Raw genomic sequence first — 16855 nt, 5'->3', positions numbered from 1 at the left:
AAGGACACCAACATGTTTGAACGCATCATACGTTTCGCCATTGAGCAACGATGGCTGGTCCTGCTTGCCGTATTCGGCGTGGCAGCCATCGGTATTTACAGTTACCAGAAGCTGCCGATCGACGCGGTCCCGGACATTACCAACGTTCAGGTGCAAATCAATACCTCCGCGCCGGGCTACTCTCCGCTGGAAACGGAACAGCGCATTACCTTTCCGCTGGAAACGGTCATGTCCGGACTGCCCGATCTTGAACAAACGCGGTCCCTGTCACGCTATGGTCTGTCCCAAATTACCGTCATCTTCAAGGATGGCACCGATATCTACTTTGCCAGGCAACTTGTCAATGAACGGCTGCAGGAAGCCAAGGAACGGCTTCCTGCCGGGGTAACCCCTGTCATGGGGCCGATTTCGACTGGCCTCGGTGAAATTTACCTGTGGACGGTGGAAGCCAAGGAAGGTGCTAAAAAGCCGGACGGCACCCCTTATACGCCGACCGACTTGCGCGAAATCCAGGACTGGATCGTTAAACCGCAGTTGCGTAACGTTCCCGGCGTTACCGAGATCAATTCGATCGGTGGCTATTCCAAGGAATACCAGGTTGCACCAGTTCCGGAGCGACTCGCTTCTTATGGTCTGACTCTCAACGATGTGGTCAACGCGCTGGACCGCAATAACAGCAATGCCGGCGCAGGCTATATCGAAAAGCGCGGCGAACAGCTGTTGATACGGGCACCTGGACAAGTGCAGTCGCTGGACGACATTCGCAACATCATTCTTGGCAATGTCCAGGGTGTACCGATTCGCATGCGCGATATCGGGGAAGTGGAGATCGGCCGCGAACTGCGCACTGGCGCGGCAACCGAGAACGGTCGGGAAGTCGTACTCGGGACGGTGTTCATGCTGATCGGCCAGAATAGCCGCACCGTCTCGCAAGCAGTCGACAAGAAAATGGTCGAGATCAATCGTACGCTCCCGGAAGGCGTAGAGGCGATCACCGTCTATGACCGCACGGTACTGGTCGATAAAGCCATCAATACAGTGAAGAAAAACCTCATTGAAGGTGCCGTGTTGGTAATTGCGATCCTGTTCCTTTTCCTTGGGAACATCCGCGCGGCACTCATCACCGCCATGGTGATTCCGCTGTCGATGCTCTTTACCTTTACCGGTATGGTGTCAAACGGGGTCAGCGCCAACCTGTTGAGTCTTGGGGCACTCGACTTTGGCATCATCATCGACGGCGCAGTCGTAATTGTTGAAAACTGCGTTCGCCGGCTGGCGCATGCACAGGCGCACCATGGCCGTCCGCTTACCCGAACTGAACGCTTTCATGAAGTCTTCGCTGCATCGAGGGAAGCACGCCGTCCGCTGCTGTACGGCCAGCTGATCATCATGGTGGTGTATCTGCCAATTTTTGCGCTTACCGGCGTCGAAGGCAGAATGTTCCATCCAATGGCGCTCACCGTCGTCATTGCGCTGCTCGGTGCGATGATCTTGTCGATTACGTTCATCCCGGCTGCGGTAGCGCTTTTCATCGGAAACAAGGTCGCTGAAAAGGAAAACGTCGTCATGCAAGGGGCCAAGCGCATGTACGGCCCGGTGCTGGATTTTGTGATGGAAAACAAAGCGGTGGTACTGACATTTGCCGCCGTGACCGTCATCCTGTCCGGCCTGTTGGCGACCCGCATGGGAAGCGAGTTTGTGCCCAGCCTCAACGAAGGTGACTTCGCCATTCAGGCGCTACGCATTCCAGGGACGAGCTTGTCACAGTCAGTCGCCATGCAGCAGCAGCTGGAGCGGACACTGAAGAAGCAGCATCCTGAAATCGACCGCATCTTTGCCCGTACCGGGACCGCTGAAATCGCGTCCGACCCGATGCCGCCCAACATCTCCGACGGCTACATCATGCTCAAGCCGCAAGACCAGTGGCCTGAGCCGAGGAAAACACGTGACGAACTGCTGGCGGCGGTCCAGAAGACGATCAGTCGCATTCCAGGGAGTAATTACGAGTTTTCGCAACCGATCCAGCTTCGCTTCAACGAGTTGATCTCCGGTGTGCGCAGCGATGTGGCTGTCAAGCTGTTTGGTGACGATATGGACGTACTGAATGACACAGCAGCCAAAATCTCTTCCACACTGGGGCGCGTCTCCGGCGCAGCCGAAGTAAAAGTGGAACAGACGACTGGCTTGCCCATGTTGACGGTCAATATCGACCGTGAAAAGACGTCGCGGTATGGGTTGAACGTCGGCGACGTGCAGGACATGGTCGCTACCGCCATTGGCGGTAAAGAAGCCGGCACGCTGTTTCAGGGTGACCGTCGCTTTGACATCATCGTCCGGCTTCCGGAAAACCTGAGAAGTGATCTGGAGGCGATGAAACGGCTGCCCATTTCGCTGCCTCGAAACGAGAACGGCAATGGTCGGGCAACCTTCATTCCGCTTGGCGAAGTGGCGACGCTGGAGCTGGCACCGGGGCCCAACCAGATCAGTCGGGAAGACGGCAAACGGCGCATCGTGATCAGCGCCAACGTTCGGGGGCGCGATATTGGCTCGTTCGTTTCCGAAGCAGAAACCGCCATCCGCGAACAGGTCAAGGTGCCAGCCGGGTATTGGACAACGTGGGGTGGACAGTTCGAACAGCTCCAGTCTGCTGCACAACGTTTGCAAGTCGTCGTGCCATTGGCGTTGCTTCTGGTCTTCACGCTTCTGTTCGCAATGTTTGGAAATATCAAGGATGGCTTGCTCGTATTTAGCGGAATACCGTTCGCCCTTACCGGCGGCATCGTCGCACTCTGGCTGCGGGATATCCCCATGTCCATTTCGGCAGCCGTGGGTTTTATTGCGCTGTCAGGCGTTGCCGTGCTGAATGGCCTGGTGATGATTTCGTTCATCCGGACCCTTAGGGAAGAAGGCCGGCGGCTGGACGAGGCCGTGCGCGAAGGGGCATTGACCCGGCTGCGCCCGGTGTTGATGACCGCACTGGTCGCCTCGCTCGGCTTTGTTCCCATGGCCATTGCCACCGGAACTGGAGCGGAAGTCCAGCGCCCTCTGGCGACCGTGGTCATTGGTGGCATCCTGTCATCCACCGCATTGACCTTGCTGGTTTTGCCGCTGCTATATCGCCTGGCATATCGCAAGGACGAAGAGGAAGAGAAGCAGCCCAACAGGGCAGTTATTGTTCCGCAGCACGTACCTACCTAGTAATTTTTAAACGGAGGCTTTATGAAAGTCACAAAAACCATTGCAGCATTAACTGCGTTACTTCTATCGTTGTCGACCGGCGCTTTTGCAAGTGAAAAGGATCACGATGCCGCACCCAAGTATGGTGGCGTGGTATCGGTCGTTAAAGATGTGAACTACGAGTTGGTCGCAAAACCAGACATCATCACGTTGTACATCATTGATCACGGCAAGCCAGTCGACACAAAAAATGCATCAGCGACGCTGACGCTTTTATCTGCTTCCGACAAATCAGAGGTCAAGATGACGCCGGCCGGTGAAAACAAGCTGGAGGCAAAAGGCAATTTTAAAGTAGACAAAGGAACGAAGGTCGTGGCCTCTGTGACGACAGGTGGAAAGCCACAAAGCGTCCGTTTTACGCTGAAATGAACGACATACGGCACAAGGGAATCGCTATTCATTTGGATGAATATCCCTTGTGCCTGTCAGAGAGCGAAAAATAATTATGAGTGACGGTCATTCACACGGCGGCCACAGCCATGGCCATTCGCATGGCAGCAGTGGGAACTTGAAAACGGCGTTTTTACTTAATCTGACTTTTACCATCATCGAGGTGATTGGCGGGATTATGACCAACAGCATCGCGATTTTAAGCGATGCGGTCCACGACCTCGGAGATTCAATTTCATTGGGGCTGGCATGGTACTTCGACCGCCTGTCACAGCGCGGTCGGACGCCAAAAAACACGTATGGTTACCGGCGCTATTCCATTCTGGGCGGGTTGATTACCGGTTTGGTTCTGGTCATCGGTCTTGGCTTCGTTCTTTGGAACGCTATCCCGCGATTGTTTGCTCCCGAAGAAGTCAATGCGCCGGGAATGATGGCCTTGGCCGTGGTCGGCGTCATTTTTAATGGTGCTGCGGTGCTCAAGGTTAAGAAAGGATCGTCGCTCACCGAACAGGTCGTTAGCTGGCACCTTCTGGAGGATACGCTTGGCTGGGTTGCCGTCCTTATCGGTGCGGGTGTAATGATTGTGTGGGATCTGCCAATCATCGATCCAATTCTGTCCATCGGAATTTCGATTTTCGTCCTGTGGAACGTGCTTCGCAACTTGCGGAAAGTCTTTAACGTATTCATACAAAAAGTACCTGAAGCGTTTGATGTAGAAGCTTTCGAGAAGGCTGTTCTTGCCCATCCCAAAGTCTTATCCATGCACCATACCCACAGCTGGACAGTCGACGGCGAAGTACACGTGCTGACAACCCACCTGGTGATGAAGCGCGACACCACCCGTGACGAAATGATTGAAGCAAAAAGTCAGGTACGACGACTTCTTGATGAACGTACGTTTGAGCACGTTACCGTCGACGTGGAGCTGGAGGGAGAATTATGTGTGATTGGAGCGGGGCCTGAGCACGGGATGGCCGATGTACACGGATGAAGCAAGATACGGAGATTCAGTTGGAACTTCAGCTTCAGATTCTCTACCTTCAGTACCAGATGATTATGTTGTTAAAGCAGGTGCCTTCCTAACCTAGAATGCTTGAAATGAATCGCCCTAGTTGAGAATGCTCAAGTCAAGAGGAGCGGTCCTTATATCTGGTTGATTATTTGACGCATGCAGCTTATCTTTTTGATTACGAGTGCTGCGGTCGAAAGCACGTACATGAACAATGAAATTTTTGGACCAAGCACATAGTGCTCTTTGGTGTAAATGTGAAAAAGCTGCTTCTTATTTTTCTGCTGATTGTGCTGCCGGTCCAGTATTCCTGGGCGGTAGTCGCCGTCTATTGTCAGCATGAAAAAAAGGAATCCACACATTTAGGACATCACCAGCACGAGCACGAAGCTCAAAATCAGCAGACCCTGACTGATGATGGTTCATCAACACCCCACGACGACTGCACGTACTGTCACCAGGCGTGTCAGGCGTCCCTGGTCCCGACGTTAGCCGTTCTACCTTATTCAGATCGGTTGCTGCAATCAGATCGTATTCAAATATTCTTTACTTCCTACATCCCAGACGGGCTTGAACGCCCTAACTGGCGACCGCTGACCTGACTGGCAAAGCATGTTACTCATCGAGTACATGTAATACGACGCGCACGTTTCGTCGGCTGGTTTTCATTTCGCTATAAAACTCGGTACCTGGTTCGGTCCTGTTCATTCGGCAGGAATGGGCTTCGTCTTGCCTTTGCTTGGCGCACAGAGTACGCCGAGCGTCGCAGGGATTGATCGATAGACGATGTCATGGTTACCGCATGGTCCGATGTGAGGTTAATCACGTAGACCTCCAGCACTTCCCGTCGGCAGTAGGCGAGCAGGTTTTGGTGACTATAAGCGACTTGATACCGAATTGATTTCTATAGCAATTCATTGAAAAGTTGGCGCTGGCGAATTTCGGTGCAAACAGGCAGCACTTGGCCAAACATTCCAATACGGCGAAGCCTTGTATGTCAAAAGTGCCGTAGATGAATGGGAAACGTGGCCTGTTTTTGCAAACACATTATTACTTCGAACAAAGGTGGTTTACATGAAAAAGCTTTTTGCATTAATCACAGCGCTTGTACTGGCAGGTTGTTCCGCGCTGGGAACTAACACTATGAGCAGGACAGGTGCTCAGAGCACCTCTCAGGACGATATGTACCGGGGCGGTAGCAGGTAGACGTCTCGTACCAACCATCTGATTTCTTCAATCAAACAAAGGAAAGACATTATGAAAAAGCTTTTTATTGCAGTTGCGGCCATTGCCCTGATCGGTTGTTCGACATTTGGCTCAAGCAAGAGCGGGCAATCCGGTAAGCCAACCTCAACGATTGATGATACTTATCGAGGCGGAGGACGATAAGTTTTTGTCGTAGCTAGAAAAACCCGACGCCTTTGCAAACAAGGGTGTCGGGGAGCCGGCGAGCCGCAGTCAGATGCGCGAAGAAGTTTTCTTGGTCGCAGGTATTCATAATGCGTGCTTCAAGGCTCGGTGGTTTCTCTCCAGGTAGTCGAATTGATGTTCTTATTCATCCCGATGCGATTTAGCGCCTGCTTGGGAAATGACGAGGATAGCTGCGCCTGCCACAATCGCACAGTCGGCAATGTTGAACGCTGGCCAATGCCAGTTGGCTACATGCAGATCTATCCAGTCGACGACCGCGCCGCGAGTTATGCGGTCATACAGATTACCTGCCGCTCCTCCTGCAACCAGTGCGAACGCTGCTTGGGATGACATTTTCAGGGATGCGTTGTTCCAAAGCGCGAAACAAAGACAGATTACGACACCCAGTGCGATTGCAGAGAAAAAATAGCGTTGCCAGCCTCCCGCATCGCTGAGGAAGCTAAATGCGGCACCCGGATTTAACCAATAACCCAGGTTAAAAAATGTCGCAACTGGTATTGACTCATGAAGCTGGAAGTACGAAACAATTGCCTCCTTTGATCCCACGTCCAGTAAGAAGACAAAGGCGACGAAGCTTAACGCTGCCCATCCACGATTTTCAGGTTTGCTCATTCTGTTCCTAAGCCAACCGAAGAATGCGTCGGGCACCGTTTACCACAATGAAACCAATGATGGTGCCGATGATCAGGTCTGGATACGGGGACTCTGTCAATGCCACCAATGCGCCGGCAATGATGACGCCTAGATTGGCGATCACATCGTTCGCCGAAAAGATGTAGCTGGCCGTCATATGCGCGCCTCTGTCACGTTTTTTAGATATCAACGCCAGGCAAGTCACATTGGCAATCAGGGCGATCAGTCCCACTCCCATCATGAGCGTTGACTCCGGTTCGCTGCCATAAATAAAACGTCGCATGACTTCGACAAGTGCGCCGACAGCGAGCACAAGTTGCAGCCACCCAGCAAGATGGGCAGCTCGCGCCTTCATGCTCGCTGCCCTGCCTACCGCGTAGAGTGCGAGTCCATAGACGGCGGCATCAGCAAACATATCCAAAGAATCGGCAATCAAACCGGTCGATTGCGCAATCAGACCCAAAGCAAGTTCAAGAACAAACATTGCGCCGTTTATCCCCAGAAGGATGCGTAATGTGCGGGCCTCGGCCTTGTCTTCCGCATCCTTCGCCGGTGCGGCAGCGTATCCTGGTGAAACCGGAGCTGTGTCGCGAAGCTCGGCACCGAGCTGCAATGGCTCAAGTTGCTTGAGAATCGCTTGCGCGTCGCCCCGGTGAACGACGGCAAGCTCTCGGGTCGGCAATTTGAATGCCAGTGACTGGACGTCAGAAGTGTCACTTAATGCCATGCGAATCAGATTTTCCTCGGACGCACAATCCATCTTTGGAACCGAAAAGGTACTCCGATATAGGCCGGCAGTATCAGGAGATGGGGACAGCTTGCGGGACTCCTGCATTACCGCGCCCAGTTGCAGTGGTCGCAGCCGGCCCAGAATCGCCTCCGGATCTCCTTGATGCACCACTTTCAATGCACGTTTAGCCAAATCAAATTGGAGTGAATTGATGTTTGCCGTGCCCCCAAGCGCCATTCGAACAAGGTTTTCTTCCGATGCACAATCCATCTTAGGAATCGAAAAGATACTTTCATGATGGTCGGTTTGATCTGGTACTGGCAATTCACTCGATTCGCGCAACGTCGTGCCCAGTTTCAAGGACTCAAGGCGGTTAAGCACGCTATCTGGCTGTCCACCATGGACCACCTGGAGTTCCCGTTTTTTCAGGTCAAACGACAGCGACTCGATGTCATTTTGGTTATTGAGCGCCATTCGGATCAGGTTTTCTTCCGACGGGCAATCCATTTTGGGGATTGAGAAAGTGCTTTTTCGAAGTGAACGTTTTGAATTTAACATCCTGTGTGCTCCGTCCGGTTTTCCATACACGTTCAGGATAAAGCTTATACTAGGTATAAGGTCAATGGAGGAGATATGAGAATCGGAGAACTTGCAAAAGCGGCAAACTGCCAAACAGTCACGATCCGTTTTTACGAGCGCAAAGGCTTACTCGGGGCGGCAGCACGCTCGGACTCAAATTATCGTGTGTACGACGAAAAGGACTTGGAACGGCTCTTGTTCATAAGAAACTGCCGGTCGTTAGGCTTAACATTGGCAGAAACTGAACGGCTCGTGGACATGCATGACCATCCGGTGCTTGACTGCAGTGACGTGAATGCGTGCTTGGAAAGTCACCTTGAGCAAATACGCATGCAGATGGAGGCATTGAAATTGCTGGAACGTGACCTGAGAAAATTGCGAAGTCGGTGCGCTGTTCCAGGGGTATCGTCCGGGTGTGGGGTACTTGCCGCGCTTGGAAGTCCTTCAGTCAATGCTTCCTGAACGGTTGATACACTGCTTGTCTCACCCAATTTGGTACTTGGGATTCACATTCCCCACAGAGGCCTCGACACTGCCTTCCGTTGCGGTGACAACGCCGGCGCAATACCGGCGTAATGAAGACTCTAAAATATAACTGACACCACTAACTATTTTTATTAGCACTTGCCAGCGTTTCTTCGACCAGCTTCTGCAACTGTTCGGGCCCGAAGGATGGCAGCGGTTTGCCGTTGACGAAGAATTCTGGGGTTTTGGTGACATTCAGTGTCTTCAGATCTTCAAGATCCTGCTGAATCACACGAGCGATTTCTGGCGATTTCATGTCGGTTTTCAGGCGTTCAAGATCCAAACCTAAACCGTCGAGATGCTTCCAGACCAGGTCCATATCCGCAGCGTGGTGCTCTGCCCAGACAGGCTGAGAAGCCAGCAAGGCTTCCAACGTTTGCCAATACTTGCCTTGCTTGCCCGCTGCCTCTAGCACCTTGACGACCTCATCCGCACCCCGATGAAACGGCGCGTACCGGATAGACAATCGTATTTTTCCGTCGTGAGCGGCCATCAGCTCTTTTACGAAAGGATAGAACGCCCGGCACGCTTCGCATGCAGGATCGAAAAACTCGACGATGTGCACTGGCGCATTAGCGTTACCCATGGTGGGCGAATGCGACCTGACGAGCGAAGCCTGATTTTGCGCTGTCGCTTGTGACGCCTGCTCCGTTTTTTGGCTCTTGTAGAACTGAACACCGAGACCAAATGCCACCACGAGGAGGACAGCGGTGGCAATAAAGATGGTTTTTTGTTTCACTTGGAAGCCCTAAAGTAAATAACAATAAGTAAAGCATTGATAACGGTAAAAGCGGCAACGGCGAGCAACGGAATCGTCACAAAGCCGAACCATTCGATTTGCACCTGGGAACAAGGAACGCCTTGCGTGCACGGCGTCACGGACTCGGCAATAACCCCTTTTTCAAGCAACAAATGGAACACAGCAATCAGCCAGCCTGCCGACGATAGCGGAAGTGCATAGCGCACAATTCTTGGATCAAACGGAAACAGACCGGCAGCAAGTATGAACACCAGTGGGAACATGCAGATACGCTGGTACCAGCACAGAACACATGGGGTCAGTCCCATGACCTCGCCGAGAAACAGCGCCGCCAGCGTGGAAATCGCTGCAATCAGCCAGGCCGCGAAACCCAGCTGCCAAATGGCAGACGCCGTTGCTGACCCTACCAATGCGACAGCGGACGACAGGGTCGCTGCTTTAATGGGTGGCTCCGTCCTCATCGCAACGTCAATGCTGCTGATTTCTGCATCGGCATATAGCACACCCCACGCTTTTCCTCGCAGCCTTGATAGTCGGTCAGAAGTGTCATTTTGTTACTGTTGGCTGAGCGCTTCAACAAGAGCTCCACTTCGACCGTGCTTTTGAATACTTCCACTTTGCCAAAATTTGGGTCTTGTTTGACGATCCCTGCTGGATACTTGATCGACTGGATCGTGACGCCCGGTGCGTCCTTGACACTAAAACGCATCCTGTCCTTGTACAGGTAATAGTCCTTTGCGACGTCAAACCGGGCGACCACGGTTTGCGCATCTTTCTGATGCACCTGCAACCGAAACGCCTTCTCCGGGTCGAGTAAATCATCCTGTGCATGCACGCCGCCCAAAAGCGCAACGCCAAGGAGGCCAGTCAAAATTCTTGTATTGACGGGGTTGAATATACGCATGGTAATCTCTCTAAGTGTTTAGTAATGTTTTCAGATCTTGTGCAATGACGTCCGGGGAATGCTCATCGCTGATGAATAAGCGTAGCCGTCCCTGGGGATCGTAGGCGTAGGTGCCGCCCGAGTGGTCGACTGTGTAAAAGCCGTTTCCGTTTGCTTTTTGCAAGGCACGCATGACCTTGAATTCTTTCGCCGTGCTATCGACTTGCTGCTCGTTGCCGCTCAGGCCGACGAACGTTGGGTAAAAAGCCGGCACATATTTTTTGAGTATGTCCGGTGTGTCGCGTGCTGGATCCAGCGTCACCATCAATACCTGCACGCGCTCTGCATCCTTTCCCAACTTCTCCATGACGGAAGCAAGCTTGACCATAGTAGTGGGGCACACATCCGGGCAGTTCGTGTAACCAAAGAACAGGACGACTGCTTTTCCCTTGAAGTCGTCAATGCTGTGGGGTTGCCCATGATGGTCGGTCAGATGGAAATTTTTGCCCCATGGGCCACCAGTAATATCCACCGCTAAAAACTTTTGCGCTGGAGCGCCGGCTTTTTCGCATGCAACCAATGCCATGGTTAACGCGAAAAGCCAGAACAGTACAAGAGACTTTCTGATGCTCGATAACATGGTTACTTTCTCAAGGGACGAACGGGAACATGGATCACGGTGGTGGACTCCACCTTTTTTGCATCGATGAACGTGAGCTTGACCGCTACATCTTCGCCTGCAGTTAATTGGCGCTTGAGGCCGAGCATCATCAGGTGCGTCCCGCCCGGTGCCAAGTCGATCAGCTTGCCGGCGGGTATGTCGATCTGGCCCTGTTCACGCATTTTCATGACGTCGTCGTGCAGATGCATGTTATGTACTTGCACTTCCTTCGCAACGTCAGTTTCAGCGTGCGCCAAGGTCGTTTGAACACGGCTGCTGATTTTCATGTAGATCGCGCCGACTGGTTGGCCGGGCACTGTGGCACGCGCCCATGCGTCTTGGACAATAACGTCCGCCAATGTGGAGGTGGCAAGTGTGCCCAGCACGGTTGCCAGTATGAGTGTTTTCATCTTGAATCCTAATAGTGAAGAACGAAGCGGCAATGCCAAATTTGCATGACTTCACGTACGCACCGTTTCTTCTTGAGGAAGGAATAGCGTCGTTTCAACAGTGACGCTGTTTGATAGAGCACGTGGCAGCCCAGTGACCAGCGGTCGTGGTGGAAAGCTACCTGCAAATAATTAGGTCAGGACGAAGCAGGAGGGGCGCGAGACTGCGCAGAAGCCCACACGAATAACGGGCGCGGCGCTTCGTAGAAAAGCACCGGAGACAATAGAGGGCTGACTACCACGAGAGGTGTGGCAAGGAAAGCGGGTGGCGGGCCAGAACTGTCATTCTGGGTACGGCAGAACGGACAATCCTCGTAATGCAGATCGTGCTTCGCCGATGAAATTGGATTGACCGTCTGATCCCCGGTCGATTTAACTACTTTGGTCCCCGAGGAAGTACAAATTTCGCCCCAGCCCGTGCTTGCTTTGCTTGGTGTGGCAATGGCATGGGAAATTGATGGCGCGAGCGAAACCAGCAGGATGGCAAAGCAAGCTATCCAGGCAGTTAGTCGGCGCATGACACGATTCATTCCCATCCCGCGATTTTATCGCAGTGTGTGAACTGACGTTGAATGCGCAGTATCGATCCTACAAACCTTACGTCACGTTGGCGTGCAGCCGATTTACTGGGTGCCGATGCAATTCGCTCTTCTCCATTGCCTGAATCATGTCGATTAGGTTCCGCCGGTTCCGGCAAGCATGTTTTCATGCTTGTCACGGATCTCGGCACCGGCAATGAACGTGGGAATGTTCGTTATTACCACCGTTTCCCAAGAAGTCGCCGTCGCTCTTTGTTACTGAGTTGTTCTCTCGTTTGCGCATGCGATGCACGCTTTGTGCTTATCGGTAGCGTCATTGGTTTGGTTGGCACAACCTCGACAGACATGGGCGTGAGGTCCTTCGCGGTTAAGGCGCGCAACCTTTGCTGAATATCTGACGAAGGGGGCAGGAAAGCAAACAATTCAAAGTTTTGCTTCGTCAAAAACTGTTCGCCATCCTGAATGGCAACAGCGACGGTTCTCACCAAATTTCCGTAATCATCACTCCAATTTGCCCACCGGTTGAGTTCCTGAATTTCAAGCTTTTGCGGCTGAATGTCGAGGAATTTCGGCGTGTCGTGGAACACTTTACGAATGCCATGTTCGAAAGACCAGTCAACGCTCAGGAACTTATAGCCAGCAATCGTTCCACGAAACTTTTCTTCAATTCGCAATGACTCATGAGACTGGTAAGGATTCGCTGCCAGCGCATCATCGATGGCTTCCTTGGAGCGTTGAACCGATTCATAAACATCTCGACGGTTTTCGCCCGCTCGCCGGACCAGGTCTTGATATACGATTGGGAATCTGGCAGCAAATGCATTTCGCTTTGAAAGCAGTGCGTCGGCTTTATGGCGCATTTCTTCCAGTTGCCACTGCAGCATTGCGATCTTCGTCGTCGCTTCCGATACCTTTTTCGTGAGCAAAGGGCGGCGAATGTGTTCGTTAAATTTGTCTCGTTCGCGCTCAAAGTTCTCAATGCTCGCGCCGCAAACGTTACCAATGTTTGTCTTCTGGCCATCGGTTAGCTCAACGATGTATCCATCATTATGCGGAGTGCCGCAGAGGCTGCATTTTATTCTGGGTTTAACGAAGTAATAATCGATGACGCGGTTAATAAGTGTTTTGTCGCGCGGGATGGAATCGACATACTGGGGAAGATTTCGTATGTCAGCAGGCGTTTTCAGATTTGGCATTGAACCCTTTCCCAAAAATTCACACGTGCTTGATCGAGGCGGCAATATGCCGCCTCGATCAAACATGGACTGATGCAACCGAGATTACGGTTTCTTTCGTGGTGCTGAAGGTTTTGGCAGGGGATTGCGTTCGGTTGTTGTTGTTCCAGGGTGGCGCTTTACATATTCTGGGGTAACAAACTGACCGGTCTTTGCGTCACGATGGTTCGTGATGGTAGGGGTTTTGGCTTTTGCCATGGGTGTGACTCCTGTGTCAAAGGAGAGACCCCGTGACTGATCTTGTTGACAGTACAGTTAAATATGGCAAACTTAGGTTTCCCGACGAAAGCCGCCATCACGGGGTTTTTCATGCTCCGGGACGTTATTGTCCCGGAGTCCTCTCCATCGCAAAACACTATATCTAGTGATTTTCATGCGATTGAAACTAATTCTAGTGGCTGGATGCCGACTGTGCAATATGTTTTTGCGCAATCAAACGCTATTTTTGGCATAAATTGCAGCGAACTTTTTAAGCTTTTGCGGAAACTGCAATTGGCTTTTTGTGAATGAAGTTAACGATTCGCTACCCTTTATTCTCCGTGCCTACCTTTATGCCAGATGTAATCTGAGTGGATTTCATTTCGTGTGCCTACCTTATTGAAAATGTTTAAGCTGGGACGATGTTTTCGTGGGCAACGGGTTTAGATGCTGATCGACGGAGTTCTCTTCGACGGATCAGCAAATACACGATGGGCACTACGAACATCGACAGTAGCGGTGCCGAAATCATGCCCCCCACCATCGGAGCGGCAATCCTCTGCATCACCTCCGAGCCGGTGCCGGATCCAGTCATGATTGGCACCAGGCCGGCGATGATGACAGCCACCGTCATTGCTTTGGGGCGTACGCGCAGTACAGCGCCTTCGCGGATTGCATCCATCAAATCCTGTTCACCGCTTTTGCCCTGTGCCAGCCGGGCTTCCCACGCCTGCTTGAGATACAGCAGCATGATGACGCCAAACTCGGCCGATACTCCGGCTAGCGCGATGAACCCAACGCCACTGGCCACGGACAGGTTGTGTCCGAGTAGCCAGAGCAGCCAGATCCCGCCAGCCAGCGCGAACGGCAGCGTTGCCATGATCAGCGTCGCTTCGTCGAAACGCTTGAACGTCAGATACAACAGCACGAAAATAATCAGCAAGGTGGCCGGGACCACGACTTTGAGCTTGGCGCTGGCGCGTTCCAGATACTCGAACTGGCCTGACCAGGAAATTGAATAGCCTGCCGGCAGTTTGACTTCCTGTGACACGACTTGCTGCATGTCCTTCACGACGGAACTGAGGTCGCGTCCCCGGATATCGACATATACCCAGCCCGAAAGCCGTGCGTTTTCACTGCGCAGCATCGGTGGACCGTCGGTGATTTTGATTTGGGCCACGTCCGCCAGGCGGATCTGCGCACCACGGTCGGTCAGCACCGGCAGCTGGCGCAACTTTTCAACCGAATCGCGCACCTCGCGTGGATAACGCATGTTGATTGGAAATCGCTGCAGACCCTCGACCGTTTCACCGATGTTGTCGCCCCCAATGGCGGCCGATACAATGCTTTGCACGTCGGCGATGTTCATGCCATAGCGTGCCGCCATGTCGCGGTTGATATTCACATCGACGTAGCGGCCTCCAGTCAGTCTTTCGGCCAGCGCCGAAGAAACACCAGGCACATTTTTCACCGCCTGTTCAATCTGGCTGGCGATGCGGTCGATTTCTTTCAAATCCGTACCAGCGACCTTGACGCCGACCGGACTTTTGATGCCGGTCGCCAGCATATCGATGCGGTTGCGGATCGGCGGCACCCAGATATTCGACAAACCTGGCACCTTTACCACCCGGTCAAGTTCTTGTACCAGCTTGTCGGGCGTCATGCCTGGCCGCCATTGGTCGCGCGGCTTGAACTGGATCGTGGTCTCGAACATTTCCAGTGGAGCCGGATCCGTTGCTGTTTCAGCGCGGCCCGCCTTCCCGAACACAGTAGCCACTTCAGGAACGGTTTTGATCAACCGGTCGGTTTGCTGCAGTAGTTCAGATACCTTGCCGGCTGACAGGCCAGGTAAAGCGGATGGCATATACAGCAGGTCGCCTTCATCCAGCGGCGGCATGAATTCACCGCCCAGCCGCGTCATTGGCCAAATTGTCACGCCCGCAATCAGCGCCGCTACCAGTAAAGTGGTCTTTGGAAAGCGCAATACGCGTTCCAGTAATGGCCGGTAGAGCGCGATCAGGAAACGGTTGAGCGGATTCTTGTTTTCGGCTGGAATGCGCCCGCGAATCAGATAGCCCATCAGTACCGGAATCAGTGTCACCGCCAGGCCGGCAGCAGCGGCCATCGCATAGGTTTTGGTAAAGGCCAGCGGCGCAAATAGCCGTCCTTCCTGCGCCTCCAGTGTAAACACCGGAATGAACGACAGCACGATGATCAGGAGCGAGAAGAAAAGCGCCGGCCCCACTTCCGCCGCCGCATCGCCGATCACCCGCCAATGCGCGTCCCCCTCCAGTTTCTTGCCCGGATGCGCATGATCCCACGCCTCGATGTGCTTGTGCGCGTTCTCGATCATTACCACCGCCGCATCCACCATCGCGCCAATGGCGATCGCGATGCCGCCCAGCGACATGATGTTGGCATTGACGCCTTGGTAATACATGACGATATAAGCTGCAAGAATCCCGAGTGGCAGTGAAATGATTGCCACCAGTGCCGAGCGGATGTGAAACAGGAATATTGCGCAGACGAGTGCCACGACGATAAACTCTTCAATCAGCTTAAACTCAAGATTTTTGACAGCGCTGTTGATCAATTGTGAGCGGTCGTAGGTCGGAATGATCTCGACACCTGCCGGCAAACCGGGCTTCAGCGCCTCCAGCTTTGCCTTGACCGCGTCGATAGTTTCCAGTGCATTTTTCCCCGACCGCATCACGATTACGCCGCCCGCGACTTCCCCTTCGCCGTTCAGTTCGGCAATGCCGCGCCGCATCTCCGGGCCAACCTGGACTCGTGCCACATCGCCCAACCGAACCGATACTCCGGCGTCGGTTGTCGTCAGCGGTATTTTGCGGAAGTCATCCAGCGATTGCAGGTAGCCCGACGCGCGTACCATGTATTCCGCCTCGCCGAGTTCGAGCACCGAGCCGCCGGTTTCCTGATTCGCCTTTTGCACTGCCTCGACGATCCTGCCATGCGGGATGTTATAGGCGCGCAGCTTGTCGGGATCGAGCACGATCTGGTATTGCCTGACCATGCCGCCAATGCTTGCCACTTCCGACACGTTTGGCACCGTCTTGAGTTCATATTTGAGGAACCAGTCCTGCAGCGTGCGCAGCTGCGACAAGTCCATCTTGCCGCTGCGGTCCACCAGCGCATATTCGTACACCCAGCCGACACCGGTGGCATCGGGCCCGAGCGACGCTTTTGCCTGGGGTGGCAACCGTGATTGCACCTGGTTCAGGTATTCCAGTACCCGCGAGCGCGCCCAGTACGGATCGGTACCATCTTCGAAAAGAATGTAGACGAAGGAGTCACCGAAGAACGAATAGCCCCGCACCGTTTTCGCGCCCGGCACTGACAGCATGGTGGTGGTGAGCGGGTACGTCACCTGGTTTTCAACAATCTGCGGTGCCTGGCCAGCGTACGTCGTGCGGATGATCACCTGTACATCGGACAAATCGGGCAAGGCATCAACAGGGGTGCGCGACAATGACCAGACGCCCCAGGCCGTCATCATCACGGTCGCCAATAGCACGAGGAAGCGGTTGGCAATCGACCAGCGGATCAGGTTGGCAATCATTTGGCAACTCCAGTGT

18 protein-coding genes are annotated in these 16855 nt (G+C 53.3%); 7 read left to right on the top strand and 11 right to left on the bottom strand.

The window, feature by feature from the left end; all coding sequences use genetic code 11:
- The first annotated feature begins 12 nt into the window (after nucleotides 1-12).
- The 5 genes from V7080_RS02445 (at nucleotide 13) to V7080_RS02425 (ending at nucleotide 6025) form a co-directional block, all read left to right on the top strand.
- Nucleotides 13-3198 carry a CusA/CzcA family heavy metal efflux RND transporter gene (locus tag V7080_RS02445; RefSeq protein ID WP_334186805.1) on the top strand — a complete coding sequence of 1062 codons (3186 nt, stop codon included), beginning with the start codon at nucleotides 13-15 and terminating at the stop codon, nucleotides 3196-3198.
- Nucleotides 3199-3219: 21 nt separating this feature from the next.
- Nucleotides 3220-3606: a hypothetical protein gene (locus tag V7080_RS02440; protein WP_334186804.1), complete on the top strand. Its 387-nt coding sequence runs from the start codon at nucleotides 3220-3222 to the stop codon at nucleotides 3604-3606.
- A 76-nt stretch (nucleotides 3607-3682) separates the two neighbouring features.
- Nucleotides 3683-4618 carry a cation diffusion facilitator family transporter gene (locus tag V7080_RS02435; RefSeq protein WP_334186803.1) on the top strand — a complete coding sequence of 312 codons (936 nt, stop codon included), beginning with the start codon at nucleotides 3683-3685 and terminating at the stop codon, nucleotides 4616-4618.
- 275 nt (nucleotides 4619-4893) lie between these two features.
- Nucleotides 4894-5238 (top strand): DUF2946 family protein, encoded by a 345-nt coding sequence (locus V7080_RS02430; protein ID WP_334186802.1) that lies wholly within the window; start codon nucleotides 4894-4896, stop codon nucleotides 5236-5238.
- A gap of 655 nt (nucleotides 5239-5893) precedes the next feature.
- A complete protein-coding gene (locus tag V7080_RS02425; RefSeq protein WP_334186801.1) occupies nucleotides 5894-6025 on the top strand; it encodes a hypothetical protein in 132 nt (43 codons plus the stop codon).
- Between the two features lie 162 nt (nucleotides 6026-6187).
- Here the strand turns inward: V7080_RS02425 and lspA are convergent, their stop codons facing one another.
- Together lspA and V7080_RS02415 are read right to left on the bottom strand one after the other, a co-directional pair.
- Entirely contained in the window at nucleotides 6188-6679 is a 492-nt protein-coding gene (gene lspA, locus V7080_RS02420) for a signal peptidase II (RefSeq protein WP_334186800.1), read from the bottom strand.
- A gap of 7 nt (nucleotides 6680-6686) precedes the next feature.
- Nucleotides 6687-7535: a cation transporter gene (locus V7080_RS02415; RefSeq protein WP_334186825.1), complete on the bottom strand. Its 849-nt coding sequence runs from the start codon at nucleotides 7533-7535 to the stop codon at nucleotides 6687-6689.
- Between the two features lie 528 nt (nucleotides 7536-8063).
- Here V7080_RS02415 and V7080_RS25355 point away from each other — a divergent pair.
- Complete coding sequence (locus V7080_RS25355; RefSeq protein WP_442947170.1) at nucleotides 8064-8471, top strand: Cd(II)/Pb(II)-responsive transcriptional regulator; 408 nt, start codon at nucleotides 8064-8066, stop codon at nucleotides 8469-8471.
- Between the two features lie 142 nt (nucleotides 8472-8613).
- On the opposite strand, the gene V7080_RS02410 is transcribed toward V7080_RS25355, so the two are convergent.
- The 8 genes from V7080_RS02410 to V7080_RS02375 all read right to left on the bottom strand — a co-directional run bounded on the left by V7080_RS02410 (nucleotide 8614) and on the right by V7080_RS02375 (nucleotide 13259).
- On the bottom strand, nucleotides 8614-9273 hold the full coding sequence (locus V7080_RS02410) for a DsbA family protein (protein WP_334186799.1): 660 nt from the start codon (nucleotides 9271-9273) through the stop codon (nucleotides 8614-8616).
- The gene (locus V7080_RS02405) at nucleotides 9270-9797 is read right to left on the bottom strand and encodes a disulfide bond formation protein B (protein WP_334186798.1); all 528 of its coding nucleotides are present in this window, start codon (nucleotides 9795-9797) and stop codon (nucleotides 9270-9272) included. The genes V7080_RS02410 and V7080_RS02405 overlap by 4 nt, the downstream gene beginning before the upstream one ends.
- Nucleotides 9752-10198, bottom strand: a complete 447-nt coding sequence (locus V7080_RS02400) for a protein-disulfide reductase DsbD N-terminal domain-containing protein (RefSeq protein WP_334186797.1) — start codon at nucleotides 10196-10198, stop codon at nucleotides 9752-9754. Before V7080_RS02400 ends, V7080_RS02405 begins: the two co-directional genes overlap by 46 nt.
- Nucleotides 10199-10208: 10 nt before the next feature.
- Nucleotides 10209-10817 (bottom strand): SCO family protein, encoded by a 609-nt coding sequence (locus tag V7080_RS02395; protein ID WP_334186796.1) that lies wholly within the window; start codon nucleotides 10815-10817, stop codon nucleotides 10209-10211.
- Between the two features lie 2 nt (nucleotides 10818-10819).
- Nucleotides 10820-11248 carry a copper chaperone PCu(A)C gene (locus V7080_RS02390; protein ID WP_334186795.1) on the bottom strand — a complete coding sequence of 143 codons (429 nt, stop codon included), beginning with the start codon at nucleotides 11246-11248 and terminating at the stop codon, nucleotides 10820-10822.
- 176 nt (nucleotides 11249-11424) lie between these two features.
- Nucleotides 11425-11805: a DUF2946 domain-containing protein gene (locus tag V7080_RS02385; protein ID WP_334186794.1), complete on the bottom strand. Its 381-nt coding sequence runs from the start codon at nucleotides 11803-11805 to the stop codon at nucleotides 11425-11427.
- Nucleotides 11806-12044: 239 nt separating this feature from the next.
- Nucleotides 12045-13022, bottom strand: coding sequence for a hypothetical protein (locus V7080_RS02380; RefSeq protein WP_334186793.1), 978 nt, complete (start codon nucleotides 13020-13022; stop codon nucleotides 12045-12047).
- Between the two features lie 84 nt (nucleotides 13023-13106).
- Nucleotides 13107-13259, bottom strand: coding sequence for a hypothetical protein (locus V7080_RS02375; RefSeq protein WP_334186792.1), 153 nt, complete (start codon nucleotides 13257-13259; stop codon nucleotides 13107-13109).
- 42 nt (nucleotides 13260-13301) lie between these two features.
- On the opposite strand from V7080_RS02375, the gene V7080_RS02370 reads away from it, so the two are divergent.
- A complete protein-coding gene (locus V7080_RS02370) occupies nucleotides 13302-13571 on the top strand; it encodes a hypothetical protein (protein WP_334186791.1) in 270 nt (89 codons plus the stop codon).
- Between the two features lie 97 nt (nucleotides 13572-13668).
- On the opposite strand, the gene V7080_RS02365 is transcribed toward V7080_RS02370, so the two are convergent.
- On the bottom strand, nucleotides 13669-16839 hold the full coding sequence (locus tag V7080_RS02365) for an efflux RND transporter permease subunit (protein WP_334186790.1): 3171 nt from the start codon (nucleotides 16837-16839) through the stop codon (nucleotides 13669-13671).
- Between the last annotated feature and the right edge of the window lie 16 nt (nucleotides 16840-16855).

Source organism: Noviherbaspirillum sp., assembly GCF_036846085.1.
In the GTDB taxonomy this organism is placed as follows: Bacteria; Pseudomonadota; Gammaproteobacteria; order Burkholderiales; family Burkholderiaceae_D; genus Noviherbaspirillum.
The sequence above is the reverse complement of the archived record's forward strand: the minus strand, read 5'-3'. Positions and strand labels throughout refer to the sequence as shown.